This window comes from Frankia sp. AgB32 (genome assembly GCF_023243045.1).
In the GTDB taxonomy this organism is placed as follows: domain Bacteria; phylum Actinomycetota; class Actinomycetes; order Frankiales; family Frankiaceae; genus Frankia.
Map to the genome: position 1 here is coordinate 55,601 of NZ_JALKFX010000013.1, position 26,003 is coordinate 81,603.

Annotated in this window: 26 protein-coding genes and 1 pseudogene; 15 read left to right on the forward strand and 12 right to left on the reverse strand. The window is 72.4% G+C overall.

Annotated elements, in window-relative coordinates:
* Positions 1-8 precede the first annotated feature (8 nt).
* Entirely contained in the window at positions 9-776 is a 768-nt protein-coding gene (locus MXD60_RS06310; protein ID WP_248818025.1) for a MerR family transcriptional regulator, read from the forward strand.
* A gap of 22 nt (positions 777-798) precedes the next feature.
* Here MXD60_RS06310 and MXD60_RS06315 read toward each other — a convergent pair whose 3' ends face one another.
* The 3 genes from MXD60_RS06315 to MXD60_RS06325 all read right to left on the reverse strand — a co-directional run bounded on the left by MXD60_RS06315 (position 799) and on the right by MXD60_RS06325 (position 3,172).
* Positions 799-1,752, reverse strand: a complete 954-nt coding sequence (locus tag MXD60_RS06315; RefSeq protein ID WP_248818026.1) for a TIGR01777 family oxidoreductase — start codon at positions 1,750-1,752, stop codon at positions 799-801.
* On the reverse strand, positions 1,749-2,501 hold the full coding sequence (locus MXD60_RS06320) for a TetR/AcrR family transcriptional regulator (RefSeq protein ID WP_248818027.1): 753 nt from the start codon (positions 2,499-2,501) through the stop codon (positions 1,749-1,751). Before MXD60_RS06320 ends, MXD60_RS06315 begins: the two co-directional genes overlap by 4 nt.
* Positions 2,502-2,797: 296 nt before the next feature.
* Positions 2,798-3,172 (reverse strand): winged helix-turn-helix transcriptional regulator, encoded by a 375-nt coding sequence (locus tag MXD60_RS06325; RefSeq protein WP_248818028.1) that lies wholly within the window; start codon positions 3,170-3,172, stop codon positions 2,798-2,800.
* Positions 3,173-3,290: 118 nt separating this feature from the next.
* Here MXD60_RS06325 and MXD60_RS06330 point away from each other — a divergent pair, with 118 nt between their 5' ends.
* The 4 genes from MXD60_RS06330 to MXD60_RS06345 all read left to right on the forward strand — a co-directional run bounded on the left by MXD60_RS06330 (position 3,291) and on the right by MXD60_RS06345 (position 5,413).
* Positions 3,291-4,130 carry an SDR family oxidoreductase gene (locus tag MXD60_RS06330; RefSeq protein WP_248818029.1) on the forward strand — a complete coding sequence of 280 codons (840 nt, stop codon included), beginning with the start codon at positions 3,291-3,293 and terminating at the stop codon, positions 4,128-4,130.
* A gap of 48 nt (positions 4,131-4,178) precedes the next feature.
* The gene (locus MXD60_RS06335; protein ID WP_248818030.1) at positions 4,179-4,490 is read left to right on the forward strand and encodes a type II toxin-antitoxin system RelE/ParE family toxin; all 312 of its coding nucleotides are present in this window, start codon (positions 4,179-4,181) and stop codon (positions 4,488-4,490) included.
* A complete protein-coding gene (gene relB / locus MXD60_RS06340) occupies positions 4,483-4,779 on the forward strand; it encodes a type II toxin-antitoxin system RelB family anti-toxin (RefSeq protein ID WP_248818031.1) in 297 nt (98 codons plus the stop codon). The genes MXD60_RS06335 and relB overlap by 8 nt, the downstream gene beginning before the upstream one ends.
* A 115-nt stretch (positions 4,780-4,894) precedes the next feature.
* Positions 4,895-5,413, forward strand: coding sequence for a hypothetical protein (locus MXD60_RS06345; RefSeq protein WP_248818032.1), 519 nt, complete (start codon positions 4,895-4,897; stop codon positions 5,411-5,413).
* Positions 5,414-5,465: 52 nt separating this feature from the next.
* On the opposite strand, the gene MXD60_RS06350 is transcribed toward MXD60_RS06345, so the two are convergent.
* Positions 5,466-6,350 carry an SDR family oxidoreductase gene (locus MXD60_RS06350; protein WP_248818033.1) on the reverse strand — a complete coding sequence of 295 codons (885 nt, stop codon included), beginning with the start codon at positions 6,348-6,350 and terminating at the stop codon, positions 5,466-5,468.
* Positions 6,351-6,490: 140 nt separating this feature from the next.
* On the opposite strand from MXD60_RS06350, the gene MXD60_RS06355 reads away from it, so the two are divergent.
* Complete coding sequence (locus tag MXD60_RS06355; RefSeq protein WP_248818034.1) at positions 6,491-7,060, forward strand: PadR family transcriptional regulator; 570 nt, start codon at positions 6,491-6,493, stop codon at positions 7,058-7,060.
* 40 nt (positions 7,061-7,100) lie between these two features.
* Here the strand turns inward: MXD60_RS06355 and MXD60_RS06360 are convergent, their stop codons facing one another.
* Together MXD60_RS06360 and MXD60_RS29735 are read right to left on the reverse strand one after the other, a co-directional pair.
* Positions 7,101-7,487 (reverse strand): WD40 repeat domain-containing protein, encoded by a 387-nt coding sequence (locus tag MXD60_RS06360; protein ID WP_248818035.1) that lies wholly within the window; start codon positions 7,485-7,487, stop codon positions 7,101-7,103.
* Positions 7,433-7,558 (reverse strand): hypothetical protein, encoded by a 126-nt coding sequence (locus MXD60_RS29735; protein WP_368861186.1) that lies wholly within the window; start codon positions 7,556-7,558, stop codon positions 7,433-7,435. The genes MXD60_RS06360 and MXD60_RS29735 overlap by 55 nt, the downstream gene beginning before the upstream one ends.
* Positions 7,559-8,063: 505 nt before the next feature.
* Between MXD60_RS29735 and MXD60_RS06365 the strand changes: the two genes are divergently transcribed.
* Entirely contained in the window at positions 8,064-8,870 is an 807-nt protein-coding gene (locus MXD60_RS06365) for a COG4705 family protein (RefSeq protein ID WP_248818036.1), read from the forward strand.
* A gap of 83 nt (positions 8,871-8,953) precedes the next feature.
* Here the strand turns inward: MXD60_RS06365 and MXD60_RS06370 are convergent, their stop codons facing one another.
* Both MXD60_RS06370 and MXD60_RS06375 read right to left on the reverse strand, forming a co-directional pair.
* Positions 8,954-10,270 (reverse strand): sensor histidine kinase, encoded by a 1,317-nt coding sequence (locus MXD60_RS06370; RefSeq protein WP_248818037.1) that lies wholly within the window; start codon positions 10,268-10,270, stop codon positions 8,954-8,956.
* Positions 10,270-10,932, reverse strand: a complete 663-nt coding sequence (locus MXD60_RS06375) for a response regulator transcription factor (protein WP_248818038.1) — start codon at positions 10,930-10,932, stop codon at positions 10,270-10,272. Before MXD60_RS06375 ends, MXD60_RS06370 begins: the two co-directional genes overlap by 1 nt.
* Positions 10,933-11,132: 200 nt before the next feature.
* Here MXD60_RS06375 and MXD60_RS06380 point away from each other — a divergent pair, with 200 nt between their 5' ends.
* From MXD60_RS06380 to MXD60_RS06395, 4 genes are all read left to right on the forward strand, one after another.
* Positions 11,133-12,101, forward strand: a complete 969-nt coding sequence (locus MXD60_RS06380) for a phosphotransferase family protein (protein ID WP_248818039.1) — start codon at positions 11,133-11,135, stop codon at positions 12,099-12,101.
* 7 nt (positions 12,102-12,108) lie between these two features.
* Entirely contained in the window at positions 12,109-12,261 is a 153-nt protein-coding gene (locus MXD60_RS06385) for a hypothetical protein (protein WP_248818040.1), read from the forward strand.
* Entirely contained in the window at positions 12,255-13,577 is a 1,323-nt protein-coding gene (locus tag MXD60_RS06390) for a condensation domain-containing protein (protein WP_248818041.1), read from the forward strand. The genes MXD60_RS06385 and MXD60_RS06390 overlap by 7 nt, the downstream gene beginning before the upstream one ends.
* A 188-nt stretch (positions 13,578-13,765) precedes the next feature.
* A complete protein-coding gene (locus MXD60_RS06395) occupies positions 13,766-13,960 on the forward strand; it encodes a hypothetical protein (RefSeq protein ID WP_248818042.1) in 195 nt (64 codons plus the stop codon).
* A gap of 78 nt (positions 13,961-14,038) precedes the next feature.
* On the opposite strand, the gene MXD60_RS06400 is transcribed toward MXD60_RS06395, so the two are convergent.
* Positions 14,039-14,581, reverse strand: coding sequence for a flavoprotein (locus MXD60_RS06400; protein WP_248818043.1), 543 nt, complete (start codon positions 14,579-14,581; stop codon positions 14,039-14,041).
* Positions 14,582-14,788: 207 nt separating this feature from the next.
* Between MXD60_RS06400 and MXD60_RS29740 the strand changes: the two are divergent.
* Positions 14,789-15,172, forward strand: a pseudogene (locus MXD60_RS29740) (toll/interleukin-1 receptor domain-containing protein); the annotation flags it as partial.
* 1,780 nt (positions 15,173-16,952) lie between these two features.
* On the forward strand, positions 16,953-18,134 hold the full coding sequence (locus MXD60_RS06405) for an ATP-binding protein (protein WP_248818044.1): 1,182 nt from the start codon (positions 16,953-16,955) through the stop codon (positions 18,132-18,134).
* A 63-nt stretch (positions 18,135-18,197) separates the two neighbouring features.
* On the opposite strand, the gene MXD60_RS06410 is transcribed toward MXD60_RS06405, so the two are convergent.
* Positions 18,198-20,612, reverse strand: a complete 2,415-nt coding sequence (locus MXD60_RS06410) for a protein kinase domain-containing protein (RefSeq protein WP_248818045.1) — start codon at positions 20,610-20,612, stop codon at positions 18,198-18,200.
* A 261-nt stretch (positions 20,613-20,873) separates the two neighbouring features.
* On the opposite strand from MXD60_RS06410, the gene MXD60_RS06415 reads away from it, so the two are divergent.
* On the forward strand, positions 20,874-21,530 hold the full coding sequence (locus tag MXD60_RS06415; protein WP_248818046.1) for a sulfotransferase family protein: 657 nt from the start codon (positions 20,874-20,876) through the stop codon (positions 21,528-21,530).
* Between the two features lie 37 nt (positions 21,531-21,567).
* Here the strand turns inward: MXD60_RS06415 and MXD60_RS06420 are convergent, their stop codons facing one another.
* Entirely contained in the window at positions 21,568-22,887 is a 1,320-nt protein-coding gene (locus MXD60_RS06420; RefSeq protein WP_248818047.1) for a cytochrome P450, read from the reverse strand.
* 302 nt (positions 22,888-23,189) lie between these two features.
* On the opposite strand from MXD60_RS06420, the gene MXD60_RS06425 reads away from it, so the two are divergent.
* The gene (locus tag MXD60_RS06425; protein ID WP_248818048.1) at positions 23,190-24,434 is read left to right on the forward strand and encodes a cytochrome P450; all 1,245 of its coding nucleotides are present in this window, start codon (positions 23,190-23,192) and stop codon (positions 24,432-24,434) included.
* Positions 24,435-24,621: 187 nt separating this feature from the next.
* On the opposite strand, the gene MXD60_RS06430 is transcribed toward MXD60_RS06425, so the two are convergent.
* Positions 24,622-25,956, reverse strand: a complete 1,335-nt coding sequence (locus MXD60_RS06430) for a cytochrome P450 (RefSeq protein WP_248818049.1) — start codon at positions 25,954-25,956, stop codon at positions 24,622-24,624.
* Between the last annotated feature and the right edge of the window lie 47 nt (positions 25,957-26,003).

Consider the following 26,003-nt stretch of genomic DNA (forward strand, 5'->3'; position numbering starts at 1 on the left):
CTGGTCCGGTGCTCACGATCAGCCAGTTGGCGTCGTATGCCGGCGTCACCGTGCGCGCGGTGCGGCACTACCACGCCAAGGGTCTCCTGCCAGAGCCGAAGCGCGACCACTCCGGCTACCGCCGTTACGACGCCCACGCCGTCGTCGAGCTCGTCAGGATCCGGACGCTCGCCGACGCCGGCGTGCCACTCGCCCGCGTCCGCGAGCTCCTGGCCGCCGACGAGACGGAGTTCAGCGCCGCCGTCGCCGACATCGACCGGCGGCTGCGCGCGGAGATCCGGCAGCGACAGCGGCACCGTGAGCGGATCGCGCAGCTGGCCGCCGGGGACAGCCTGGCCCTCCCGCCGGAGGCGGTGGCCTACCTCGACAGGCTGCGCGAGCTCGGTCTGCCGGAGCTCATGATCGGGGGCGAGCGGGACGCCTGGATCCTGGTGGCCGCCCAGCTCCCGGAGCACATGCCGCTGTACATGAAGCTGAAGCAGGAGCAGCTCGACGACCCGGCGACAGTCGACCTCTATCGCGATCTCGCCGAGATGATCAATTGGGAGGCGGACGACCCACGGGTGGCGGCCGTGGGCGACCGGCTCGTCGCCGCTCTGGAGGCCGGTGAGCCCGAAGGCTGGGAGAACCACGACCAGCGGATGGCCGACGAGCTCGTGGAACTCCTCGACGCCGTCTTCCTCGACTCGGTGCCGATCGCCCGTCGCCTCATGGACCGGCTCGAGGAGCGCGGTTGGCGTGGCTGGACCCGGTTCGAACGGGTCCAGGCACGCTAGCGCTGCCCTCGGCAGGCGCGAGTCAGCGCCGTCGGGAGCGCTGAACGAGGTCGCGCGCGGCCTCGGGCCAGTCCGGAAAGGCGAACGCGAAGCCCGCGTCGAGGAGCCGTCCTGGAACCACTCGGCGGCTCTTGAGGAGCAGCTCGGTATCGGAGCGCAGGACGAACGCGCCGATCTCGGCCATCCAGGCGGTGGCGGGCAGGCCCATCGGGACTCCCGCCGCCCGGCGCAGATCGGCCATGAAGTTTCGGTACGGCAGCGGATTCGGAGCGGCCAGATTGACCGGTCCGGTCAGGTCATCCCGGGTCAGCAGGAACTCGACGGCACGAACCAGGTCGTCGCCGTGAATCCACGACATGTACTGCCGGCCGCCGGCCACCGGGCCGCCGAGACCGAAGCGGGCCAGGCGAAGCATCATGTCGAAGGCGCCGCCGCGGCCGGGCGCCATCACGATGCTCGTGCGCAGCGCGACCTTCCGGGTGTTCGGGGTTGGCGCCTCGGCCTGCGCGTTCTCCCAGTTCCGGGCGATGTTCACGCTGAACGCCCAGTACGCGGGCACGTCGGCCTCCGAGCCGCCGGTGGTGCCCGTCGCCTCGTCGTTGGCCTGGTCGTGGCTGTGGGCGTAGATGGTGGCCGTGCTCATCTGGAGCCAGACCCGCGGCGGGCGGGAGGCCCGCGCGATCGCGTCGCCCACCACGGTGGCGGAGCGCACCCGCGAGTTCATCATGTCGCGCAGGTTGGCCTCGGTGTACCGACAGTTCACGCTTCGACCGGCCAGGTTGAGGACGGCGTCGGCACCGTCGATCTCCGCCGCCCAGCTGCCGGCGCTCCGCCCGTCCCACCGCACGATCCGGGCTCCCGGCACCCGCGCGTCCGCACGCCGACTGAGGACGACCACCTCGTGTCCGGCCCCGCCCACCGCGTCCGCGAGCAGGACGCCCAGCTGCCCGGTGCCACCGGGAACGACGATTTTCACCTCGCCGACGTCCCGATCCGCCCCGCGGCCTTGACTTCGGGGAGCCGAAGGTCGGCCAGCAGAGAGCCGATGTCGTCGGTCACCAGGCGCGAGCCCGGCAGGCGGCTCAGCGACACCAGCCGGCTGACCAGCCGCGCCGTGGAGTCGATCAGACGCCGGGTGCGTGCCTGGTTCGGCGAGGTGTCATGGACCCAGAACAGCGTGATGCCGAGATAGGCGAGCCACAGCAGCTCCGGAAGATTCCTGGCCAGCGGACCGGGTCGTTTGTCCGAGCCCTCGACGACGTCGCGGAACAGGCCGACGGCTGCGGCCCGCGCCGCGGTGGACTCCGCGCTGAACGGGCTCGACGGCGACGAGGGCAGGATCGCCACCTTGATGAACGAGCCGGCGAACGCGTGGTATGGCGCCATCTCGTCGACGCCCGCATGAAGCACGCCCCGGAACCGGTCGGTGAAGTCGCGACTGGTCAGTACCTCGGCCGCGCGCTGTCGGTGCCCGGCCTGGATCGCGGCGTAGAACTCCTGCACCAGCTCTTCCTTCGAGCCGAAGTAGTGATACGCGTTGCCGACCGACACACCGGCTGTCCGCGCGATGTCCCGCATCGTCGTCCGGTCGTAGCCCCGGTCCCGGAACGACGCCATCGCCGTCTCCAGAATCAGCGCCCGCGTCACTGCCCCCCGGCCGCCCCCGTCCGGACGACCGACTGCCCCGTCCCGCGCCTGGGCCACCTCATCGCTGTCGCTGCTCACATCGGACTCCTCTGGTTCGACGGCCGCGACGGCCGAGGCGTGCCGCAGAGTTGAACGTGTTCAACTATAGGTCGAAGGAGCCCGGCGCGGGCGCCGGGTACAACGTGTGGGGCGACGCGGCGCTGATCGGAACGGCCGACGAGGTCCCCCAGCCCAGCCCGACGCCGTGACCAACGATGGGGCATAGCTGATCTGAGCACGGACGAGGTCGTCGACGTCCTGGCCCGGATCCTGGACGCCGCGGGGGCAGCTACCCGAGCTCGATCCTGACCACGCGGGTCCGTGCGGTGTCGTACTCAGCGCGGCAGCGGGCCGGAGTACACGGCGCGGGCCTGGTGCACGGCGGGAAGGTGCTGGTCGGACCACTGGGTGAGAGCGGCGAAGACGGGGGCGAGGCTCTCGCCGAGCTCGCTGATCCCGTACTCCACCCGGGGCGGCACCTCCGGGTGGTAGGTGCGGGTCACGAGCCCGTCGCGCTCCATCTGCCGCAGCCGCTGCGTCAGCACCTTCGGGGTGATGCCCAGCGTTCGCTCGAGTTCGACGAAGCGCTGGGTGCCGTGTTCGTGCAGCGTCCAGAGAATCGGAGTGGTCCAGCGGCTGAACACCAGGTCGACGACCGACCCGATGGGGCAGGGACGGACGCCGGTCGAGGTCTCGGCGATGGCGGTCATGGCGACTCCTGCTCCCTATAGAGCTACTGCTCCCATTACTTTCCATGGGGTACCTACTACCCACGTGAATGTAACGTGCCCCGGGTCCAGTCCGAAACCCCTACCCGGAGGTCCTCACGTGATCGTCGTAACCGGCGCGACCGGCAACATCGGCCGTCCCCTCGTCCAGAACCTGCTCACCGCCGGCGAGACGGTGAGCGCCGTGTCCCGCGGCACCTCGGCGCCCCTGCCCGTCGGCGCGGGACTCACCGCCCTGCGCGCCGACCTCGCCGAACCCGACAGCCTCGCCCCCGCCCTCGAGGGGGCCGACGCGCTGTTCCTGCTCGTCCATGGCTCCGGCGACGACCTCGACCCGGCGGCGATACTCGGCGCCGCCAAGGCCGCCGGCGTGCGCCGGGTGGTGCTCCTGTCCTCGGTCGCCGCCGGTACCCGTCCAGGCATGTCCGCCTACGACGGGTTCCGCGCACTCGAAGGCGCGGTGACCGGGTCGGGCCTGGAGTGGACGGTCCTGCGGCCGGGCGGCTTTCACTCCAACGCGCTCGCCTGGGCGAGCTCGGTTCAGCAGCAGCGGACGGTGTTCGCGCCGTTCGGCGACATCGCGCTGCCGTCGGTCAACGCGGCCGACCTGGCCGACGTCGCGGCCGCGGCCCTGCTGGACCCACGCCACACCGGCCGGATCTACGTCCTGGCGGGGCCCGCGACCTCGCCGCGCGACCGGGCGGCAGCCCTCGGCGCGGCCCTCGGCGCTCCGGTGACCTTCGTCGAGCTCTCCCCCGAGCAGGCCCGGGAGCAGATGGTGGGCTGGATGCCCGCCCACGTCGCCGACGCCACCCTGAGCATCCTCGGCAGCCCGACCGCCGAGGAAAGGGCGGTCGGCCCGGACCTCGCCACCGTGCTCGGCCGCCCCGGCCGGCCGTTCGAGACGTGGGCGGGGAACAACCTGGACGCGTTCCGCTGATCCGACAAACCGGGCAGCCCGCCCCACCTGCGCGGGCGGGCGCGCCCGGTGTCACTTCTACAGGTGCACGCACTCCGATATCGGTTCAAATCCCCACCTCTCGCCGAGCAGGGCCCGCTGCTGGGGGAGCCGTACACCCGACAGCTCGACGGCAAGCTGCGGGAACTGCGGTTCCACCTGGGTGGCCAGGCGGTCCGAGTGACCTACTGGATCGCGCCGGGCCGGCGGGTGGTGCTGCTGACGATGTTCGCCAAGACCCGGATGAGGGAGGCTGGCGAGGTGTTCCGAGCGAGACGCGCGCTGGCACGCTGTCTGACTGAGTCGCACACGGTAGGTGAAGGAGGCGAGGGCGATGACTGAACGGGCGAACTGGGCGGAGCTGCGCGAGCGGCGGATCAGCGAGCCGGGCGCATGGGAGGCGTATCAGGCCGCCCGGCTGGCGTTCGAGCTTGGCCGGTCGGTGCGGGAGCTTCGCCAACGGCGTGCGTGGAGCCAGACCGAACTCGCCCGGGCGGCGAGCATGACGCAGTCGTCGGTGGCACGGTTCGAAGCCGGTGGCACCATGACGACCCTGCCGGTGCTGGAACGGCTCGCCGAGGCTCTCGACGCCGACCTCGACGTCCGCGTCGTCCCTCGCTCCGTGGCGTAGGCCCACCGCCAGAATGCCCGTCCGGCCTCAGCAGGGATGCGCAACAGGTGGGCGTCGGGGAGCCGGTCGCGTGGGCGCCTGGGATGGTGCTGCTGTCCGACGTCGGTCCGGCGGCGTGGGTGGACGGCGATACCGGTGGCCCGAGATCGCCGAACACCAGGGTGTCGCGCTGACGGCCGAGACCCGGTACCTGGATCTCATCGCCGGCTCCGACCGGTGGGGGCGGCCCTCCGACGGAGGCCTGGACGCGCATGAGACGGCGGCCCTCGCGAGGGTTCTGTCCCGCTTCACGACCAGCCCTGAGCAGGTCTACTTCTGTCTCTGGGAGGGATTCGGCCTTCCGGCGACGCGGGCCCGGGAAAACCGGCCGACCCGCGTGCGCACACCCCACCGGGCATATCGCCTGCTCGCCGGCCCGGTCAGCGCCGCCTCGATACTGCCGACGCCGGTGCCGTGGCGATGCGCGAGCCTGTGGTGGCCTCGCGATCAGTCCTGGCTGGTGGCCACCGATATCGACGGCTACCTGACCTACCTCGGTGCCAGCCACGCCGCGATCAGGGCGGTCCTCGCCGATCCCGCCCTCGACGCCGTGGCCGTGCGCCCCGAGACCCCGCTCGATCCCAGCTACGGCTGACCACGGCCTGCGCTGCCGCGTGGATGGCTCACCCTGGTAGGACTCCTTCCCGTCAGGGTGCGGGAGCGGGCACCGGCTGGATGTCGCGCAGGCCGAGCTGGCTGCGCAGGAGACGGACGCGCAGGCCGGCGGGCAGGCGCGCCACGATGCCGAAGACCCGGGCGTCCGTCGTCGCGAGGTACCTGGTCTTCGGCCTGCGGGCTTCGATAGCGCGGACGATCGTCGCGGCGACCTTCTCGGGCGGGGAGGGCTTGTTCCCGTCCAGGGCTTTGGCGACAGCGGCGAGCTGCTGGGAGTACAGCGCGACCTGGCGGGGATCGGCCGCGTCCATCGCTGCCTGGGACGCCGCAGCGGACTTGACGAAGATCTGGGTGTCGACCGCCCCGGGCACGACGACGATGACGGGGATGCGCCACGGTTCCAGCTCGACGCGCAGCGCGTCCGAGAGGGATTCCAGGGCGGCCTTGCTCGCCGAGATCGGGCCGGCGAACGGCACGGCGAGGCGGCCGGTCGGCGCGCTGATGTTGACGATCCGGCCGTCACCGTGGCGCAGCAACGGCAGGAACGCCCGGACCATCTCGGCGGCTCCGAGGACGTTCACCGCGAACTGGCGGTGCATCTCACTCGCCGGCACGAGTTCGAGTGGCCCCTGGACCAGGACGCCCGCGTTGTTGACGAGCGCCGTGAGGCCCGCGCCGCGCTGGCGAGCCGCGATCTCGTCCGCGGCCTCGCGCACGCTGCCCGGATCGGTCACGTCGAGCTCGATCTCCTCGATGCCCGCCGCGCCCAGGCGGCCCGCCGGGCCATCCGGGCCGCCAGGCCGGCGGACCCCGGCGTAGACGTGGTACCCGCGGGCGACCAGCGCCCGCGCGGTCACCACGCCGATCCCACCGCCGGCGCCGGTGACAAGGACGCTGCCGCGCGTCTGCTCGACCATCCGAAGTCCATCCTCACGTCGAAGTAGACATGTTCTTAGCAACATGTCCATATCGACATTAGGAGGCTGCGACCCGACATGTCAATGCACACATGTCATGCTTGACCTCGGCCGGTGGACCTGGAGAAAGGCGGTGCTCGATGTCGCTTCGGCACGCGCTGCTGGGGCTGCTGGCCGAGCACCCGGCCAGCGGCTGGGACCTGAGTCGCCGCTTCGACGACGTGCTCGGTGCGGTGTGGCCGGCGGGCCATCCACAGATCTACGGTGAGCTGCGCCGCCTCGAACAGGAGGCGTTCATCGAGGTCGAGTCGGAAGGCCCGCGGCGCCGGAAGGCCTACCGGATCACCGACCGCGGGCTCGCGGAGGTCCGGCGGTGGCTCACCACGGTCGAGGTCGATCACACGATGCGGCTGGAGGCCCTCCTGCGGTCGGCATTCTTCTGGCTGATGACACCAGACCAGCTCAGCGACCATCTCCGCCGCGAGGCCGCGTACTACGAGTCCGTCGCAGCCAGCTACCGGCAGCTCGCCGGGGCGAAGGACCGCGGCGAGTTCGGTCACAGCCCCCAGATGGAGGCACTGCGGATCGCCGCCGAAGCGGGCACCCGCCTCAACGCCGCCCTGAGCGAATGGGCCACCTGGGCCCTGGCACACCCGATCAGTCCGCCAGAGCCGGCCGCACCCTTCGACCCGAGCGAACCTGGCGACTGAACCGGTACCTGCCACGATCGATGGCGCTCCGCTGTCGGCCTCACACTCCGTTTCGGCACACCGGGGACTCGTCGGTGATGCGGTACGCCCGGCGCTCGGATTCGGTCAGCTCGCGTGATGCCAGCGAACACGCTCTGCGTGGCCAGGCGTTCTCGTCGGTGTTCCACACCACCAGGAATCCGGACATCGCCGCGGACAGGCGGCTGCCATCGGGACGGAACGACACCGCGGTGGACACCTCTCCAGCGCCAGGATCGAGGGAGTACCGCAGTCCCGCGTTGAGCGGCCGCTTCTCGTCGAGGTTCCAGAGGACAACTGTGTGATCCTCGCCGGCGGAAGCAAGCCGTCGACCGTCAGCCCGAAAGGCAGGACTCAGAATCTGATCGCTGTACGCAAGCAGCCTGGCCGTGATTCTCGGCAGCTGCATGTCCCACACCAGCACGTCTGGTCGTCGCTACCCGAAGCGAGGCTGGTGCCGTCCGGGCTGAACGCCAGCACGGAGACCCGCGGGCCATGGCGCCGCGGCGACCTCCGTGGACACCAGCGGGTCGATCACGACAACTCCGTGCTCGCCCTCGACCAGAGTCATGTTCGACAGGTCGAGGCCCCGGACCTGGTAGACCCCTGCCAGGCTGCGTCGAGCGCGAACGGCGTGCCGCCCCGGTGGACGACGGCGATCAGGAGTGCCGTCAGCAGGAGTCCGGACAGCCCCGCGACAAGGCGGCGGCAGATCCTCGCGCGGATCTGTCCGGGATCCCGCACCTGTTCCCGTTCCCTGACCGATATCACCCACTCGTTACGGGCGAAGCACGCTGTCGGGGCCGAGTCTGACGCTGCCGACATGTGAGGACGGTGTAGGCCTGGTACTTTTCTCCTGTGCGGCCGGCCAGGTGCGGAAAACGCGCACGGCCAGTCAGGTTTTCGTCAGGTTGGCAGCAGCACTCTTGGCGCCGTGAGCATGCCTACCGCAGCCGTGACGGCACGGGCCGGAAGTCGGCCGACGTTGAACAAAGTCCCTGAGATCACCGTCTACTTCTGGATAATCAAAGTCCTGTGCACGACGGTGGGTGAAAGCGCCGCCGACTATCTCAACAGCACCGTGGGGCTCGGCCTCGGCACCACGACGGCCCTGATGTCCGTGCTGCTCGTCGTCGCGCTGGCGGCGCAGTTCCGAGTTCGGCGGTACATCCCGGGCGTGTACTGGACCACGGTCGTTCTCATCAGCGTCGTTGGGACGCTGATCACCGATAATCTGACCGACGGCCTCAACGTGAGCCTCATCGTCAGCACGGTCGCCTTCTCGGCGCTGCTCGCCCTCACGTTCGTCCTCTGGTACCGCGTCGAACGCACCCTTTCGATCCACAGCATCGTCACCAGACGACGCGAGGTCTTCTACTGGCTCGCGGTGCTGTTCACCTTCGCGCTCGGCACCGCCGCCGGCGACCTGCTGACCGACCGCCTGGGGCTCAGCCTGTTCAGCGCGGTCGTCATCTTCGCCGTCGCGATCGCGGTCGTCCATGTCGCGCACCGGTGGCTCGGTCTGGGCCCGATTCTGTCCTTCTGGATCGCCTACGTGCTCACCCGCCCGCTGGGCGGCTCGACGGGTGACTACCTCAGCGGCGCCACCGACGAGGGTGGCGCGGGGCTCGGCACCCTGGCCACCAGTCTGCTGTTCCTCGTTGCCATCGTCGCGACCGTGGTCTACCTGACCGTCACCCGTAAGGACCGCACGGAGCTCGTCCAGCCCGGTTCCCACCCGATGGTGCCCGGCCAGCCAGGCGTGGAGCAGGCCGCCGTCGTCGACCGTTAGCAGGCGGCCAGGCCAGGCCGGGACGTCGACGGCCGCGGGTTGCGGGTTGCCGGTTGCCGGTTGCCGGTTGCCGGTTGCGACCATCAGATCTCCGGCAACGCGGGCAGCGTGACCACCACTCGGCTCCGCGGCGCGGGGAAGACCCGGACGTCTCCGCCGACGAGCCGGGCCAGCCGGCGCGCGAGCGGCAGTCCGAGGCCGGCGCCGTCTCCGCTCACGGCGATGCCCCGGTACCCGGGCTCGAAGACCGCGCCGACCTCGTCGGAGGTGAACCCCAGGCCGTCGTCGGTGATGGTCACCCGCACGACGCTCGGGCGGCCCGTCGCGGGTCCGACGTCGTCGATCTGGACGGCGACGGTCGACGCGGCGTGCCGCAGCGCGTTGTCGACGATCGGCGCGAGGATCCGCTCGGCCAGGTCCGGGTCGCACAACGCCGGCCGGGCGGTGCCGTGGACGGTCATCCGGGCACCGGGACGCAGGGCGGCGTCCCGCACGAGCCGCCCGGCCACCTCGGCAAGGTCCGCGCGTCCGGTCGTCGCGGTGGTGCCGGGCGCCTTCAGGAGGGTTTCGACGATCCTGGTGAGCTCGTCGACCTCGCCGACGACGCCCGCGAGGGCCGCCCGCAGCGCGTCGGGCCCGGTGTCGTACCGGGCGCTCGCCTCGGCGCCGGCCCGCATCCGGGCCAGCGGTGCCTTCAGCTCGTGGGCGATCTGCGAGGTCACCAGCGTCTCGTGGCGCAGGCTCGCCGCCAGCCTGGTGAGCAGACCGTCCAGCGTCGCGGCGAGACCCGTGATCTCATCGTGCGGCGGCCCCAGGCCGAACCGCTGGTCCGGGTCGTGCGCGCCCCAGTCGCGGGCGCGGACCGTCATTTCGGCCACGGGGTGCAGCGCCGAGCCGACCAGCCGGCGCATCAGGAGCGCCGTCCCGGCGAGGATCACGACGTCGAGCACGATCGCCGCGCCGACGGCGAGCCGCTCGCTGTGGATGTAGGGCGCCAGGCTGAGTGCCACCACGACCGTGCCGACGGGCCGAGGCCCGTCCAGGACGGGCAACGACCGCAGCTCGACCTGGCCGACCATCCGCGTGGCCGGTGCCGAGGACGCGAGTGCCGCCGCCGCAGCGTCCAGGGAACGGTGCACGGGCGGGCGTACCACCGGCGACGAGCTCAGGTCGAAAAGCCACATCTCCGGCTCGATCGCCTCGTCGCCCGGCGTCTCCTCGACAACCAGGTGGCCGGAGTCGACGGCGACGATCGCCGCCGCCGACCGGGCGCGCGAGGCCAGCAGGGCGTCGGCGTCGTGGCGGAGCCAGCCGCGCAGGAGCAGCCAGAAGGCCGCAGTGAGCAGTATGACCGAGACCGCGATGACCACGATCGCGAGCCGCACCAGCCGCCGCCGCATCAGTCGAGCCGGTAGCCGACGCCCCGGACGGTCGCGATCGACGGTCGGCCACCGACGTCGCGCAGCGCTCGCCGCAGCCGCGCGACATAGCTGTCCAGGGTGTTCTCCTGCACGACCGAGCCCGGCGGCCACGCGCTGGAGATCAACGACGCTCTCCGCACCACCTCGCCGCGCCGGCTGACCAGCGCCGCGAGCAGTCGGTACTCGGTGGGCGACAGTGGCCGCGAGTCAACCGGTCCGGCGACGACGTGCCGGACCGGATCGAGGACGAATCCGCTCGCGACGGCGCCGGGTGCCCGGCGCACCAGCACGTCCAGGCGCACGAGCAGCTCGTCGATCGCGAACGGCTTGGTCAGGTAGTCATCGGCGCCGGCGCCGAATCCGAGCACCTTGTCGGCGACCGAGCTTCGCGCGGACAGCAGCAGCGCGGGCGCGGCGACCCCGCGGCTTCGCAGCGCTCCCAGCAGGTCCCGCCCGTCGGTATCGGGCAGCGCGACGTCGAGGATCAACACGTCGGGCGCGATCGCACCGGCCGCCCGCCGCAGGGCCTCGCTGCCTGTCGCGGCGGACCAGGCCACGTCGAACCCCTCGAGGCGCAGCACGCGGACGATCGTCGCGCACAACACCCCGTCGTCCTCGACGACCGCGACGGTCCCACGCATCAGCCGTCAGCGTCCCTGGCGGGCCGACCAACGGCAGGAGGCGACCGTGGCCCGGGGCGCGCGGGCGCCGCTCCGGCTCGCGATCATCTCCTCGCGACGCCGCCCCGACATTGCTCCACGCTACGACACGGGTCCGAACGCGGGCCCCAGCAGCCGCCGATCCTCGCCTCGAGCCTCGGCCTGCCGGATGCCGCACCGTCATGCAATTCCGGTCGATCAGCTATTACGATTTTCAGCTCACGCGCATCCAGGATTCCTTTGACCACAAGCCAAACGGCCCGCGGGCGATGCGCGACCGGGCCGACGCGGAGGTGCGGGTCTCGGTGCTGGAGCGGCTCCAGCAGGCTGTGCGCGCCGGAGACGGCCGCGTCCCGAACACATCGGCCGTGCCAGGCGCGGCCCGGTCACCCCTTCCAGGAGCCGATATGAACAGCGCGATCGACCACCAGATCGACCAGTCTGCCGTCGACTCCCTCATCGCGAAAGCGTCAGGCGCCGGCGCCCCGCCGGCGAGTGTCGACACGGTGGGCGGCGGCACCTACAACACGGTTCTGCGGGTGGGCCTCGCCGACGGCCGCACGGTCATCCTCAAGATCGCGCCGCTGCCCGACACACCGTGCCCGGACTACGAACGAGACATCATGCGCTCCGAGGCGCTGTTCCTCGACCGAGCGGCCGCACTCGCCGACGTCCCGACCCCGCGGGTGCTGGCCACCGCGTTCGACGGCGCCGTCCTGCCGCAGGACGCCCTGGTCCTGACGGCGCTGCCGGGACGACCGCTGGCGGAGCGGGAAGGCACCGAGCTGGCCCGGCCGATCGTGGAGATCCGCGCGGCCGTCGAGGCGAACCTGGATCTGCTCGCGGACGTGCGCACCCCGGTGCTGGTCCACTTCGACCTGTGGGACAGCAACGTGCTCGTCGCGGACGATCCGCCGCGGCTGGGCGGGGTGATCGACGGTGAGCGGTTCTTCTGGGGCGATCCGTATGCCGACTTCGTGTCCCTCGCCCTGTTCGGGGACATCGAGGACGACCAGGCATTCCTCGACGGCTACCGCGCCGCCGGCGGGACCGTCGAGTTCACCGCGCGGCTACGCCGCCGGCTGAGCCTCGGCGCACTGGCGGGCGCGGCACCGCCGGCAATGCCCGGTACCGGCGGTCAGGAAGGCTGAGCGGCCGATGGTCGTCATCCTGCCGTCCGCAGTGGCTCTCGGCCTGCACGTCCCCGGAGTGCTGCTCGCCCGGGCGGCGCAACACCGGCTCGCCGCCGTGCGCCGCAGCGTCCCCGACCACAGCCACCGCCTCGCCCAGGAGATCACTGCCCCATGTTGACCTGGCCTGCCTCGGACTTCCAGCAGATCCTGATGATCAGCGATGTCGCCGCCGCGACCGGCAAACCGGATCCCGGCTTCACCCTGAGTTCGACGGCCCGGGTACGCGGGCCGCTCGACGTGGAGTGCCTCGACGCCGCCTTCGACGACGTCGTCGCCCGCAACGACATCCTGCGCACGACGCTGGTGCAGGAGCACGGGATGTGGTGCCAGCAGGTCCACCCGCACCGGACGGTGTCGCTGGAACGGATCGAGGCGGCCGGGCGCTCACCCGCGGAGCTGGCCCAGGCCTGGTCGGCGGTGCCGATAGCCGCCGACCGACCGCCGGTCATCCGGGGCTTCCTGAGTCGACTCAGCGACGACGACCACCTCGTCGGCCTGTCCTGCAACCACCTCTACATCGACGCCCGCTCGATCACGATCGCCGTCCAGGAGCTGGCCCAGGCCTACGAGGCGCGCCTGGCCGGCCGTCGCATCGCACCGCTGGCGTTACAGTACGGCGCCTACGTCCAGCACCAGCTCAGCCGTCCCCGCGACGAGGAGACGCTGCGGTCCTGGCTGCGGACCTCCGGCACCTTCCAGCCGATGAGTTTCCCCTGTGATCGCGACTGCGGCGACCGCACCGCGCCCGTTCCGGCGTCCTTCCAGGCGACCGTCCTGCGCGCCGCCGATGTGCGGCGGCTGGAACGGTGGGCGCTGTCCCACCGGACCACGCCGTTCTGCGCGCTGCTGACCGGCTTCGCCCTGGCGGTGGCCGCCCGGATCCCCGGCCGGGACCTGGCCATCCCCTCGATCATCGAGAAGCGGGGTCACCCGGACACCCGCACGATGATCGGCCCGTTCCTGCATCCGGTGATCCTGCGGATGTCCGTACCCGCCGGCAGCTCCTGGGAGACGCTGACGCCGACCGCGCGCGAGGCAGTGCTGGCCGCCTACGAGCACACGCACATCCCGCTCAGCGAGGTCCATGCCAACAGCCCGGACATGCCCAGGTTCTCCCAGCGCGGCGGATACATCATGTTCCAGTACCTGCCCCGCTACGGCAGCGAGGCGCCGATCCCGTTCGGCGCGGCCGTCGGGGCGACAGTGGATCCGGAGTCGCTGGCAGGCCGGATGGAGACGATCGGCATCACGGTCCGGCTGCGCCACGCCCCGAACGGCGATCTGATCGGGTGGGTCGGTCACGACCTGCGTGATCACAGCGAAGGCCAGGTCCGGGCCCTGTTCGACGACTTCGCCGCCGCCCTGACCGACGTCGTCCGACCGGCCGACGGTCGGGCGTCCCGTAAGCAGGCCGCTCAGGGCGCCATCCGGTAGACCCGCGGCGCAGGGACCGGGGCAGCATCGTCACACTCCCGAACCGCCTTTCCGCCTCGCGCTGCCAAACCGCCTTTTCTGCCCCCGGTCGCACCGCCCGGGTCCGGGACGCGGGCGGGCATTCCGACCCCTGCCACAGGGTCGACACGGCACTCGACCCGCCCTCGAGAGCAGCCCACACTGGATACATGCGATGGATCACGAGAGCGGGAAGCCGGATCGAGCTCCTCAATCCGGCGCTCGAGCAGGAGTACACCGATTATCTGCTCCGGGTCACTGCCGCCGACGGCACCGAGATCGGCTCCTTCGAGTCCGTCACCGACCTGCAGAACAACGTCGATCTGGCCGGGCTGCGCTCCGTCGACGACCTCGAGAAGGTATGACCGGAAAAGCAGATCCACGGCCGACGTCCTGACCCCGCGGATTCCCATCGCACCTCGGGCGCGTCCGCGCTGGCCGTATCAGGCGAGTTCGGCGAGCGCGACGCGCAGGTCGGACCACGGGAACGTGGTGTTCTCGCGGCCGGGCTGGTCCGCGCCGCCTCGCGGGTCGCCCGGTTGGCCGAACACCAGCCGGACCCCCCACGCCCGTAGCGCGTGCACGCTGGCGACGTAGGCGGGATGGCCGGCGAGTCCGCTGTTCGGATAGGGCGCCATGATGATCGGCAGGCCCGCGCCGAGCGCCTCGTTGAGCAGGCCGAGCGCCAGGGTGTCGGAAATGCCGGCAGCGAGCTTGTTGATCGTGTTGAAGGTGGCTGGCGCGACGACGAACGCGTCGGCCGGGGGCAGCACGTCCGCCTCCTCCGGCCGCTTGTACCGCGAACGCACCGGGTGACCGGTCAGCTCGGCGAGCCGCGGGACGTCGAGGAATCCTGTCGCGGCCGGTGTGGCGACCGCGCAGACGTCCCAGCCCGCATCCTGGGCGTACGCGACGAAGTCCGGCAGGTCCGCCGCCGGATATCCGCCGCAGGCCACCACGTAGAGCACCCGGTCACCGGTCGCCATCCGCACCCCCTCCACCTGAGTTCGCCGCCGCCGGACAACCACCCGGCCTCCATCGTCGCGCACACCGCTGTCACGCACACCGGCTGCCCCCGCGCACTGGCTGCCCCGCACACCAACGAAAGCCGGTGGACCAGGCCGCACAAGGCAATGGCACAATCGTGCGACGGAACCGTCATTCGGGGGTGGTTCCGACGGGGGTGACACCTGGTGTCGGCGGAAGAATCCGTAGAAGAAGAGTGGGACTTTCTCCTTTCGTACACTGCGCAGGATTGCGCCTGGGCCGAGTGGCTCGCCTGGCAGCTGGAATCCGCCCGGTACCGGGTCCTGATCCGCGCCTGGGACTGCGTTCCCGGTTCGAACTGGAGTACTCATGTCCAGGCTGGGATCGTGGGCGCGAAACGCACTCCGCTGGTGCTGTCCGCGGCCTATCTGCGGTCCCTGGACGATGTGCCCGAATGGCAGGCGGCGGTCGCGGCGAATCCGTCCGGGTCCGACCGCCGGCTGCTGCCGGTACTCGTCGAGGCGTGTGAACCGGTCGGCCTGCTTGCCCGGCTGGCTCCGATCGACCTGGTCGACGCCACCGCCGAGGCCGCGCGCACCACCCTGCTCACGCTCGTCCGGCACGCCATCGACGGACGGGCGAAGCCCCTGCGCGAACCCGCCTGTCCGCGCCGTCCAGCGCCCAGCGGCGACGAACCGGCCTTCCCTGTTCCCACCCGCGACCCGGACCACCGCGCAGACACCGCACCTCGAGCCACCCGAGCGGAGGAGTTTCCCACCATCGAGCCGCCCGCGATGGATGCGGCGAGGACACTACGGGCTTCCGGCAGCCTGGACCCGCGCGCGGCCCGGCCGGCTGCCGAGGGGCCACTGACCGCCCGTCGGTGTGGGAAGAGCGACTCCGGTGACCCGCGCCGTCCCGCGGTCACCGCCCGCGGCGGCAGCCGGCCGCGGGAACCGCGGCCGGCTCCGACCCACTCGGGTGCCGCGCCCGGCACCCCGACCCGAAGGCCCGCCCTGCGTGCGTCCGCCTCCCCCGAGCGCGCCTGGACCGGGTCGTACACGCAGACACGACCGGAGCGATCAACCTCGGCTGCCGCGCCGACCGGGCAGGCACCGCCCTCGGCCGCGCGGACGACGCCCACCCCACGGCCGGCGACGTCGGGCGCGCGGACAGCTCCGGCCGGGGCGGTGGCCGCGGCGGAGCCGGACGCGGGTTCGTGGGCGTCGCTTCCCGTCGCGCGGCTGGTGCGGCTCGCCGAGACGACCGACGCCGCGAAGATCATCGAACGGCGGCTGCGGGAGGACTACGACCGCGTCGGCTGCGTCCCGCCCTATCCGACCTGGCCGGTGACCCGGGCCGCCTTCGACCGGGCCCCGCAGTACACCCCGCGCGAACTGCTCCAGCGGATCGACCGGCACGTGCAGGAGTGTCTGGCCGCCGGGGTCGTCCGCGAGCTGCACGACTTCGCCGCCACGCCGGGGGAGGACGGCGCGGACCTGCCGGATGACGCCACGAGGCCCCGCGGGAACGGCGGCGGCCGCGGGCCCGACGAGCAGCCCGCCGTCGATCCGACCCTGCTGGCCGCACTGGATCGGCAGTACGACGAACTGCGCGAGACCGTGCCGAGTCTGACCGCGGCCAACGAGGACATCCTCGTGCCCACGCTGCTGACCGCCGGGCTGTCCGCCTGGATCGTGGAGAACGCCGGCGCGCGGGACTTCACCCTCGAGCCGAGTCCGAGCGCCCGCCCGCCCGCCGCTGCACGCCAAGCTGACCCACACGCTCGACGCGGAGACCGGCGAGGCGCTGCACTGGTGCTTCCGGGCGATCACCGCCGGGCACGGGAACGCGATCCTGCCCCGCATCACCGCGGCCTGCACCACCGCCGCCACCGCCGCCATCTCCGCCGGCACGCCACGGCGGCGACTGTTCCTGCTGCGCGACGAGCAGTGGAGCACCGGGACGAAGGTCCAGCAGGCGCTGGCCGCCTTCGACGCCGCCGGCGGCCGGACCCTGCCACTGACGCCAGCCGACCGGGCCGCCTTCGCCGCCCTGCGCACGCTGCTCGACGAGCGGCCACCCGGGCTGCGCGAGTGGCTGCTCGACCGCCGCCCCGCCAGCGCAACGGCCCTGCTGAGCGAGGCGCTCGGCGACGCGACCAACGCGGCCGCCGGCACCGCCGCCACCGCCGGCACCGACCGGGCAAACCCGAACACCGTCCTCGCGGACCCGACCCCCGACTCCGACACCGCGCCCGACACCGCGCCTGTCGACGAGCCGGCCCCGCGGGCGGACGATCGAGGCGCCGAGACCAGCTCCACGGCGTTCCGCCTCGGATCAGCCGCTACCGACGGCACACCGATCCCGGTGAATCTCGAGGTGCTGCGCCGCCATGTCGCGATCTTCGCGGGCTCCGGCTCGGGCAAGACCGTGCTGATCCGGCGACTGGTCGAGGAGTGCGCGCTGCGTGGGGTGTCCTCGATCGTGCTCGATCCGAACAACGACCTCGCCCGCCTCGGCGACGCCTGGCCGAGTCCGCCGTCCGGCTGGGCCGACGGGGACGCCGACCTGGCCGCCGACTATCTGGCGGCGACCGATGTGGTGATCTGGACGCCGCGGCGGGACAGCGGGCGGCCGTTGAGCTTCCAGCCGCTGCCCGACTTCGCGGGGGTGCGCGACGATCCCGACGAGTTCGCGGCGGCGGTCGACGCGGCCGTCGCGACGCTGGCGGCCCGCGCGAACGTCACCGGGAACACGAATCGGGCCAGCGTCGGCCGCGCGATCCTGACCGCGGCGCTGCAACGCTTCGCGAACGGGAACCGGACCGGGTTGACCGCCTTCGTCGACCTGCTGGCCGACCTGCCGGACGGGGTGGTGGACGATCTCGACCCGAAGGGCAGGCGGGCGGCGGAGCTGGCCCAGGCGCTGCGGGCGGCGATGGTCAACGATCCGCTGTTCGGCGGGAGGGGCGAGCCGGTCGACCCGGGGACGCTGCTGCGCCCGGCGCCGGGACGCCGCGCCCGCGTCTCCGTGATCAGCCTGATCGGGCTGCCGCAGGACGAGCAGCGGCAGAGCTTCGTCAACCAGCTCCAGCTCGCGCTGTTCTCCTGGGTGAAGCGCAACCCGGCCGGCGAGCGCCCGCTCGGCGGCCTGTTCGTCATGGACGAGGCGCAGACGTTCGCCCCGGCGGGGCAGTCCACCGCCTGCACGGCGAGCACTCTGGCGCTGGCCTCCCAGGCCCGCAAGTACGGCCTCGGGCTGGTCTTCGCGACGCAGGCACCGAAGAACCTGCACAACGGCATCCCCGGCAACGCGACGACCCAGCTGTTCGGCCGGCTCAACGCCCCCACCCAGATCGACGCGGCTCGGGTGATGGCCCGGGCCGCCGGCGGCGACGCGCCCGACATCGGCCGGCTCGGCACGGGCGAGTTCTACGCCACCAGCGAGGCGGTGACCTTCCGGACGATCCGCACGTCGCTGTGCCTGAGCCACCACCCGGCCTCGCCCCTGACCCCCGAGGAGGTCATCACCCGCGCCCGCGTCGACTGACCGGCCGACGCGCCCGGCACGGCGACCCCCGCCCGCGGTCGACGTCGGGCCGGACCGCCCCGATCAGTAGAGGACGCGCTGGCCCGGGCCGGTGGTGCCGGCGGCGAGGGCTCGCGCGGTGACCCGGTAGACGGACGCCTGGGTGGCATCGTTGCAGGAGTAGTACAGGTCGCCGGCGCGGTCGGCGGCGACGCCGAACAGCTGCTCGGTGTCGCCCACGCAGGTCCCGCCGAGCATCCGCGTCGGCTCCCCCGCCGCGGCGCCAGGGCCGGCGGCGATCTGCCACACCGTCCGGGACCGGGCGTCGGTGAACAGCACTCCCCGGCCGCCGGGGGCCGGCGCCAGCGCGGTGAGGTCGGCGTCGGCGAGGGGGCGCTGCACGACCGTCGTGATCGTGCCGTTGTCGATGAGGTGGATCCGGGCGTAGCCTTCGCCGTACGACAGGACGAACACGCGGCCCGCACCGTCGACGGCGACCGCGTAGGTGTTCTCCAGCGGAATCCTGGTCGCGGGCGCGGCGGCGGTGTACCGGCGTTCGCGGGTCGCGGGGATGCGGCGGTCGGCCTCGACGCCGTTGCCGGCGACGAGGGTGGCCGGGGTCGACCGGTAGTCGCCGGTGCCGGCGTTCGGATCGATCCGCCAGACCTGACCGGCGTAGCCGGTGGTGACGTACAGGGCACCAGTCGGGCCGACGGCGACCGAGGTCGGCGTCCCGATCCGCGCGCCGACACTCGTCGGGCCGGTCGTCGCGCCACGCGGACAGATGTCCGCCGGCGAGGGCGGGGCGTGGCCGGCATCGGAGCCGGGGTCGCTCGTGGCGCCGCCGATGCCCGCGTCCGCGCTGTCGTCGGCGGGGCGCCCGGCGACGGTCTCGACCCGCCACGGCTGGCCGGGTGGACGGTAGATCCGCCGCACGGCGCAGTTCCACTCGTCGGCCACGAAAACCGAGCCCGCCTGCACGGCCACTCCCCCCGGGCGGCGCAGGCCGGACGTCGCCGCCGGCTCGTCCCGCGCCGCGCCCGGTCGGCCGACCCGGTCCCCGCCCAGGTGGCCGATCAGCGTGCTCGCCGTCGCGCCGGTGAACTGGAGCAGGGAGTGCTGGCTGGAGTCGGTCAGGTAGATCCCGCCGGCCGGGCCGGCGGTGCTCCCGGCGCTCGCGTCGGCGGCGAGGCTGATCAGTCCGCGCAGCGGCATCGGCGCGGCCACCGGGTAGACCGTCGGCGGCGGGGTGCTCGCGCGGGCAGCCGCCGCAACGGCGCCACTGCCCGGTCCGACCCGCAGCACACCCGTCGCGAGCAGGGCCACGACGGCGACGATGACGGCGACCAGCGCCGCCGCGGACACCCGGGCCGAGCCGAACCGGGCCGCCGGCGGGTCCGCGCGCATCCACCGCGCCAGACTCAGCGTTCCGGGCGGCGGAATCCGTCCGGTCCGGCGCCCGGCGCCCGGCACCCGCGGCCGGCGATCCGGCGGCCAACGATCCGGCGTGTGCGGTGGCGGCCCGTCGACATCCGCCGCTCCCACCGGCCGGCCCAGCGGGAGCGTCCCGCGCGGGCCGGGCAGGCCGAACAGGCCGCGCGGGTCGGCCGGGTCCTCGTCCGGGCGGCGCAGGTCGTCGTCGCCGCGGAAGCTGACGCCGGCGCCGGCCAGCCAGCCGGGGCCGAACACCCGGTCGGCCACGGCGACGAGCTCCTCGACGAAGGCCAGCGCGCCGGGCTGGCGGTCCGCCGGGTCCTTCGCCAGCGCCCGCATCGTCAGCGCCTCGAACGCGGCGGCCGGAGCCGGCAGCGGCGGGGGCACGGCGAAGCGGTGCCGTTCGGCCATGACGTGCGGCCGCGGGTCGACGTCGAACGGCGGCGCGCCCGCCAGCAGTTCGTAGAACACGGCGCCGAGGGCGTACACGTCGGCCCCGACACCCGGGGCGGCAAGTTCGAACACCTCTGGCGCGAGGTACGGCGTGGAGCCGATCACGCTGGTCGGGGCGATGCCGCCGGTGGCCTCCAGCAGCCGGGCGATGCCGAAGTCGGTGAGCCGCGGCGCGTTGTCCGCGGCGAACATGATGTTGGACGGCTTGATGTCGCGGTGCAGCAGGCCGAGGCGGTGCACGCGGTGCAGGGCGGCGGCGACCGCGGCGACGGTGGCGCAGGCGGCCTGCGGCGACAGGCCGGCGTGGGCCCGCTCGGCGAGCGTTCCGCCCGAGAGCAGTTCCATGACGATGAGCGCCATGTCGGACGCGCGGACGTAGTCGAACACCCGGACGATGTGCGGATGGTCGAGGCGGGCGATGATCTGCGCCTCGGCGTCGACCTCGGCTCCCGCGGACACGTCCGACGCGGACAGCCCCAGGACCTTGATGGCGACGGGCCGGCCGAGCCGGCGGTGCCGGCCGGCGTAGACACGACCGAACCCGCCCTGGCCGAGCTCCGGCCCGACGTCGTAGTCGGGCAGCGCTGCCCGGACGTGCCCCTGCACGATCACACGCCGCTCCCGCGTCCGCAGCGTCGCCCGCTTCCCCGGCCGGTTCGGCTGGGCGACCTGACTATAACCGCGCGTCCCGCCGACCGCGGGGTTCGAAAGCCGTCGTGTAGGCGACCGTCCGCGGCCTGCGCGACGGATTGCAGGTAGCGGCCAGCGACCGAGAGACACCCACTACAGAAGGTCAACTAATTGCCATTCGACACACTGGATACACACTGGGCGGCGCGGCTACTCTGGCGACTCACCTTCCGAGGAGGAGCTTTGATCGACGTCATCGGCGCGGGATTCGGCCGTACCGGAACGCTCTCGCTGAAGCTGGCTCTCGAAAAGCTCGGGTTCGGTCCCTGTCATCACATGGATGAGGTCCTCGCGCGACGGGACTCCATTCCGGCCTGGACGGCCGCCGCCGAGGGGCACCCGACGGACTGGGACGAGATGTATGCCGGGTACCGCTCGACGGTCGACTGGCCGGGCGCGCTGTTCTGGCGTGAGCTCAGCGGACACTATCCGTCGGCGCGGGTGATCCTCACCGTCCGCGACCCCGAAGCGTGGTACTCCAGCGTCGAGAACACACTGCTCCGCTCGGCCATGACGGCGCCGCCCACGATGAGCGAGGACGGCCGGCGCGCCATCGCGATGATGAACCAGGTGGTGTGGAACGGAGCCTTCCATGGCCGTTTCAGGGACCGGGATGCCGCATTGCGCATGTTCACGGAGCACAACGAGTCGGTGAAACGCGAAATCCCGGCGGACCGGCTACTTGTCCTCGACGTCACCGAGGGCTGGGAACCCCTGTGTGCCTTCCTCCAGATTCCCGTGCCGGATGAACCGTTTCCGCGGCTCAACGACCAGGCGTCGTACGCGGCGAAACAGCGGGAGCGCATCCTCGCGGCCATGGGCGCACCGGCATCCCGTTAGCGGCGTCACCAGACCGGCGACGCGGCCCTTTCGGCGATCAGGCCGGGATCAGGCGGACCGGCAACATGCGGGGGCCGCGGACGGCCAGGTGCGGGCGGTAGTCCGGGTCGGCGGTGACCTCGATCGAGGCGACGCGGTCGAGCAGGGCGGTCAGCATGATCTCGGCCTCCAGGCGGGCCAGCGGAGCGCCGAGGCAGTAGTGGATGCCCTGGCCGAAGCCGAGGTGGCGGGCGGGCTGGCCGGGGCCGGCGTAACGGGTGACGTCGAAGCGGTCGGGGTCCGGGAAGACGTCGGGGTCGCGGTGGGCGGCGGCGAGCACGCCGATGACGCCGTCGCCGCGGCGCACCGCGTGCCCGGCGATCTCGGTGTCGGCCAGCACCGAGCGGGCCAGCCACTGGATCGGCGGGTCGAAACGCAGCGTCTCCTCGATCGTCGCGGGCACCAGCTCGCGGCGCTCGCGCAGCAGCGCGTACTGCTCGGGCGCGTGGGCGAACGCGAGGACGGCGGCCGAGACGATGTTGACGGTCGTCTCGTAGCCGGCGACGAGCAGCAGCACGCACAGGTCGAGCAGGTCCGCCGCGGACAGCCGGTCGTCCTGATCCTGGACGGCGATCAGGGCGCTGAGCAGATCGTCGCCAGGCTCGACCCGGCGCCGGGCGATCAGCTCGGTGAAGTACTCGTGGAAGCCGCGGGTGCCCTCGGCGCGCGCGGCGCGCTCCGCCGCGGACATCATCTGGTCGGGGTCCAGCCCGCGGGTCAGCGCCGACGCCCAGTCGCCGAAGACCTCCTCGTCCCGCGGCGGCACGCCCAGCAGGGTGCAGATGACCCGCAGCGGCAGCGGCCGGGCGAAGGCGTCGACGAGGTCGATCTCGCCGCGGGCGACGGCGTCATCGAGCAGGTCGGCGGCGAGTTCGCGGGCCATCGATCCGAACTGGGCGATCCGCCCGGCGGTGAATGCCCGGCTGACCAGGCGGCGCAGCCGGGTGTGGGTCGGCGGGTTGGCCCGCAGCATCGAGCGCAGCCCTTCCTCCACGTCCGTGACCGGACGGAAGACGCTTTCGGCCATCGTCAGATGACCGAAAGCCGGATCTGACAGCAGCCGGATGCAGTCGGGGTGCCGGGTGACCACCCCGATGCGGGGCGAGCCGGCCGACATCCAGTGGCAGCGGCCGGCCTCGCGCAGTGCCCGCAGGGCGGGATAGGGATCCGCCCGGTGGCGGGGATCGAAGACGGCGAGCAGCTCGGCCGACGGACCCGCCATGCCTGCGGGGACCGGCGGGCCGGCGGGGACCGGCGGGCCGGCGGCCGCCGCCGGCCGCGCGGTGCCGCCAGCCAGCTCGGGAGATTCGGTCGTCACGGTGCCGCCTTTCCGACCATGCCCGGGACCGCCGGGCGCGGATCCACCCATCACCCGGATCAGCGCGAATTCGCCCGGGGGGAACAGTACCGCGCCGACCCGACGGCCCGGTGAATTCCGAACGAAAGGTAATGGATTCGATATTTCTTTCGTATCGCACGATGAAATCTGGCCGAGCCGGCCGAAAGCGCCTTGACCCGCACGGGTGACGACCAGACGATGACGCCCGCGGGAGCGCGGAACAGCGCGCCGCGCATCTCCGAGGTAATCATCCGGATCCGCACCACGAAGGAGCGGGATACATGACCTCAACAGAGCTCGGCCGCGCCGTGCCCGACGCGCTCGACCTGTTCGACGACGCTCACCGGCTCGACCCGTATCCCGACTACCGACAGCTGCGGACGTCGGGTCCGACCGCCGTCCGGCTCGGCGACACCGAGGTGACCGTGCTGTCCCGGTTCGCCGACTGCGCCGCCGTGCTGCAGAGCCAGGCATGGGGGCACGGCAACGTCGACCGCCTCAGCCCCTTCTGGGACCAGGCGAAGAGCCTGCCGGGCTCGTTCATCCGGATGGACCCGCCCGACCACCGCCGGCTGCGCGCCCTGGTCAACAAGGCGTTCAGCGCCCGGATGGTCGCCGACCTCGCACCCATGATCACCCGCGTCGTGGACGGACTCGTCGACCGGGCGGTCGAGGAGGGCGGGCTCGACGTGGTCCGGGACCTGTCGTCACCGCTGGCCCTGGCGATGGTCGGGCAGCGCCTGCTCGGCGTGCCCGAGGAGGACGCCGAGCAGCTGCGGCGGTGGGAGCTGGCGATCGCCCGCGGCACCGACCCGGAGCCGCTGCTGTCCCCCGCGGAGATCGCCGAACGGGACGCGGCCGGCGCCGGCGTCGTCGGCTACCTGACGGACCTCGTCGCGCGCCGCCGCGCCCACCCCGAGGACGACCTGCTCAGCCGGCTCGTCGCGGTCGAGGAGGCCGGCGAGGTGCTCACCGTCGCGGAGGTCATCGGCATCTGCGTGCTGCTGCTCGTCGCCGGCATGGAGACCAGCATCAACCTGGTCGGCAACGGCATCCTGGCGCTGATGCGCCACCCCGACCAGCTCGAACTGCTGCGCGGGCGGCCCGACCTGGCCGGCCCGGCGATCGAGGAGATCCTGCGCTACGACACCCCGACACAGTTCACGATGCGGGTCGCCCTCGCCGACACGACCGTCGGCGACCGCCAGTTCCGCCGCGGCGACGGGGCCATCGTGCTGATGGGCTCGGCGGACCGGGACAGCGAGGTGTTCACCACCCCGGACGAGCTCGACGTCACCCGCTACGCCGAGCCCGGCCGCTCCCCCCGCCACCTCGGCTTCAGCCTCGGCCTGCACTACTGCCTCGGCGCACCGCTGGCCCGGCTGGAGGCATCGACCGCCATCCGCACCCTGGTGGAACGCGCACCGGGCCTGCGCCTGGCCACCGACGACCTCGACTACCAGCCGAGCGTCATCCACCGCGGCCTGCGCTCACTGCCGGTCGAGCTGGCCCCCGCCGCCCTGTGACGCCACCGGCCTGGGCGGCGCGAAGCCACCCTGGCCGGGACCTGACGGATCCTCGACGACCCGCGGACCAAGAGATGTGTCTTGACCACTCCGCCGTCCCCACCGAGCCGCTCCGGGTACCCAGTCGGTACCCGGAGCGGAGGTCTGATCGGGTTCAGCAAACGGCCGGAAGAATCACGCCGGCGATTCAGGCGGCGTGGAAGCGGACGGGGAGTTCGGACAGGCCGCGGATGAGCATGTTCGGCTTGTACGACAGGGTGTCGGTCAGCAGCTCCATGCCGCCGATGCGGCGCAGCACCGCCGCCAGCAGGATCTCCATCTCCAGCAGCGCGAGCGGCGCGCCGAGGCAGTAGTGGTGGCCGAGGCTGAACGACAGGTGCCGGCTGAACGGCTTCGCCGCGTCGGGCCGGGTGCGGTCGAAGCGGGTGAGGTCGAAGCGCTCCGGGTCGGCGTAGGCGGCCGGGTCGCGGTTGGCGCAGGCGATGAGGGCGACGATGCCCTCACCGGGGGCGAACACGCGCCCGGCCACGGTCATCTCGCGCTTCGCGGCACGGGTGTTCATGTGGATCGGCGAGTCGTAGCGCAGCAGCTCATCGACGGCGGCGCCGATCAGCTCGGGGCGCTCGCGCAGCAGCGCGAACTGCTCGGGATGGCGGATCAGGGCGAGCATCCCGTTGCCGACCAGGTTGACGGTCGTCTCGTGGCCGGCGACGAGCAGGGTGACGCAGGTGCCGAGCAGCTCCTCGGCGGTCAGCCGGTCGCCGGAGTCCTCGACGGCGGCGAGCAGGCTGATCAGGTCGTCGCCGCCCGACCCGCGACGGGCCCGCTCGACCAGCTCGCGGAAGTACGCGAGGAACTCGGGGATGGTCCCGTTGCGGTGGGCCAGCGACTCGGGCGTCATCAGCACGTCGGGGTCGAAGGCTCGGGCGATCGCCTGCGACCACACCTGGACCTGCGCGTGGTCGGCGGCGGGCACGCCGAGGATCTCGCAGACCACGGTCAGCGGCAGCGGGTAGGCGAGGGTCTGGATGAGGTCGAACTCGCCGGCGCCCAGGGCGTCGTCGAGCAGCTCCTCGACGAGCGCCTCGATCCGGGGCCGCAGGCCGTGCACGACCCGGGGGGTGAACGCCTTCGTGACCAGCCCGCGCAGCCGGGTGTGGTCCGGCGGCTCCATCCACAGGAACGTGGACGGGAAGGCCTCGGCGGGCAGCGTCGGGTGCAGCTGGTGGGCCTCGCGGTCGTGGCCCCAGTCCTGGTTTGCGAGCACCGCCGTGCAGTCGGCGTGGTTCGTGGCCAGCGGCAGGCCGAACGGGCCGTCGTGCAGCGGGCCGATCTCGCGCAGCCGGACGTAGATCGAGTACGGGTCGGCCCGGTTCGCCGGGTCGAACAGCTCGGTGATCAGCCGGGACGACGGGGTGTCGCCGCCGGCGAACACCGGCGCCGGCGGTTCCAGCGTCAGGGTCGGCCGCGCGGTGTCGGCCGGGTTCGGTGAGCGGGATGTGTCGGGATGGACGGTGACCATGGGGTCTCCTCCTGCGGAGTCGGGCGCCCGCCGCCGGCAGCGGACGG

Coding starts and splice junctions, on each gene's coding strand:
- MXD60_RS06430 (WP_248818049.1), bottom strand. CDS start 25,956: ATGGTCACCGTCCATCCCGACACATCCCGCTCACCGAACCCGGCCGAC.
- MXD60_RS06370 (WP_248818037.1), bottom strand. CDS start 10,270: ATGCGGCGGCGGCTGGTGCGGCTCGCGATCGTGGTCATCGCGGTCTCG.
- relB (WP_248818031.1), top strand. CDS start 4,483: ATGACTGAACGGGCGAACTGGGCGGAGCTGCGCGAGCGGCGGATCAGC.
- MXD60_RS06350 (WP_248818033.1), bottom strand. CDS start 6,350: ATGGTCGAGCAGACGCGCGGCAGCGTCCTTGTCACCGGCGCCGGCGGT.
- MXD60_RS06425 (WP_248818048.1), top strand. CDS start 23,190: ATGACCTCAACAGAGCTCGGCCGCGCCGTGCCCGACGCGCTCGACCTG.
- MXD60_RS06375 (WP_248818038.1), bottom strand. CDS start 10,932: ATGCGTGGGACCGTCGCGGTCGTCGAGGACGACGGGGTGTTGTGCGCG.
- MXD60_RS06390 (WP_248818041.1), top strand. CDS start 12,255: ATGTTGACCTGGCCTGCCTCGGACTTCCAGCAGATCCTGATGATCAGC.
- MXD60_RS06395 (WP_248818042.1), top strand. CDS start 13,766: ATGCGATGGATCACGAGAGCGGGAAGCCGGATCGAGCTCCTCAATCCG.
- MXD60_RS06325 (WP_248818028.1), bottom strand. CDS start 3,172: ATGACCGCCATCGCCGAGACCTCGACCGGCGTCCGTCCCTGCCCCATC.
- MXD60_RS06360 (WP_248818035.1), bottom strand. CDS start 7,487: ATGCAGCTGCCGAGAATCACGGCCAGGCTGCTTGCGTACAGCGATCAG.
- MXD60_RS06355 (WP_248818034.1), top strand. CDS start 6,491: ATGTCGCTTCGGCACGCGCTGCTGGGGCTGCTGGCCGAGCACCCGGCC.
- MXD60_RS06380 (WP_248818039.1), top strand. CDS start 11,133: ATGCAATTCCGGTCGATCAGCTATTACGATTTTCAGCTCACGCGCATC.
- MXD60_RS06400 (WP_248818043.1), bottom strand. CDS start 14,581: ATGGCGACCGGTGACCGGGTGCTCTACGTGGTGGCCTGCGGCGGATAT.
- MXD60_RS06385 (WP_248818040.1), top strand. CDS start 12,109: ATGGTCGTCATCCTGCCGTCCGCAGTGGCTCTCGGCCTGCACGTCCCC.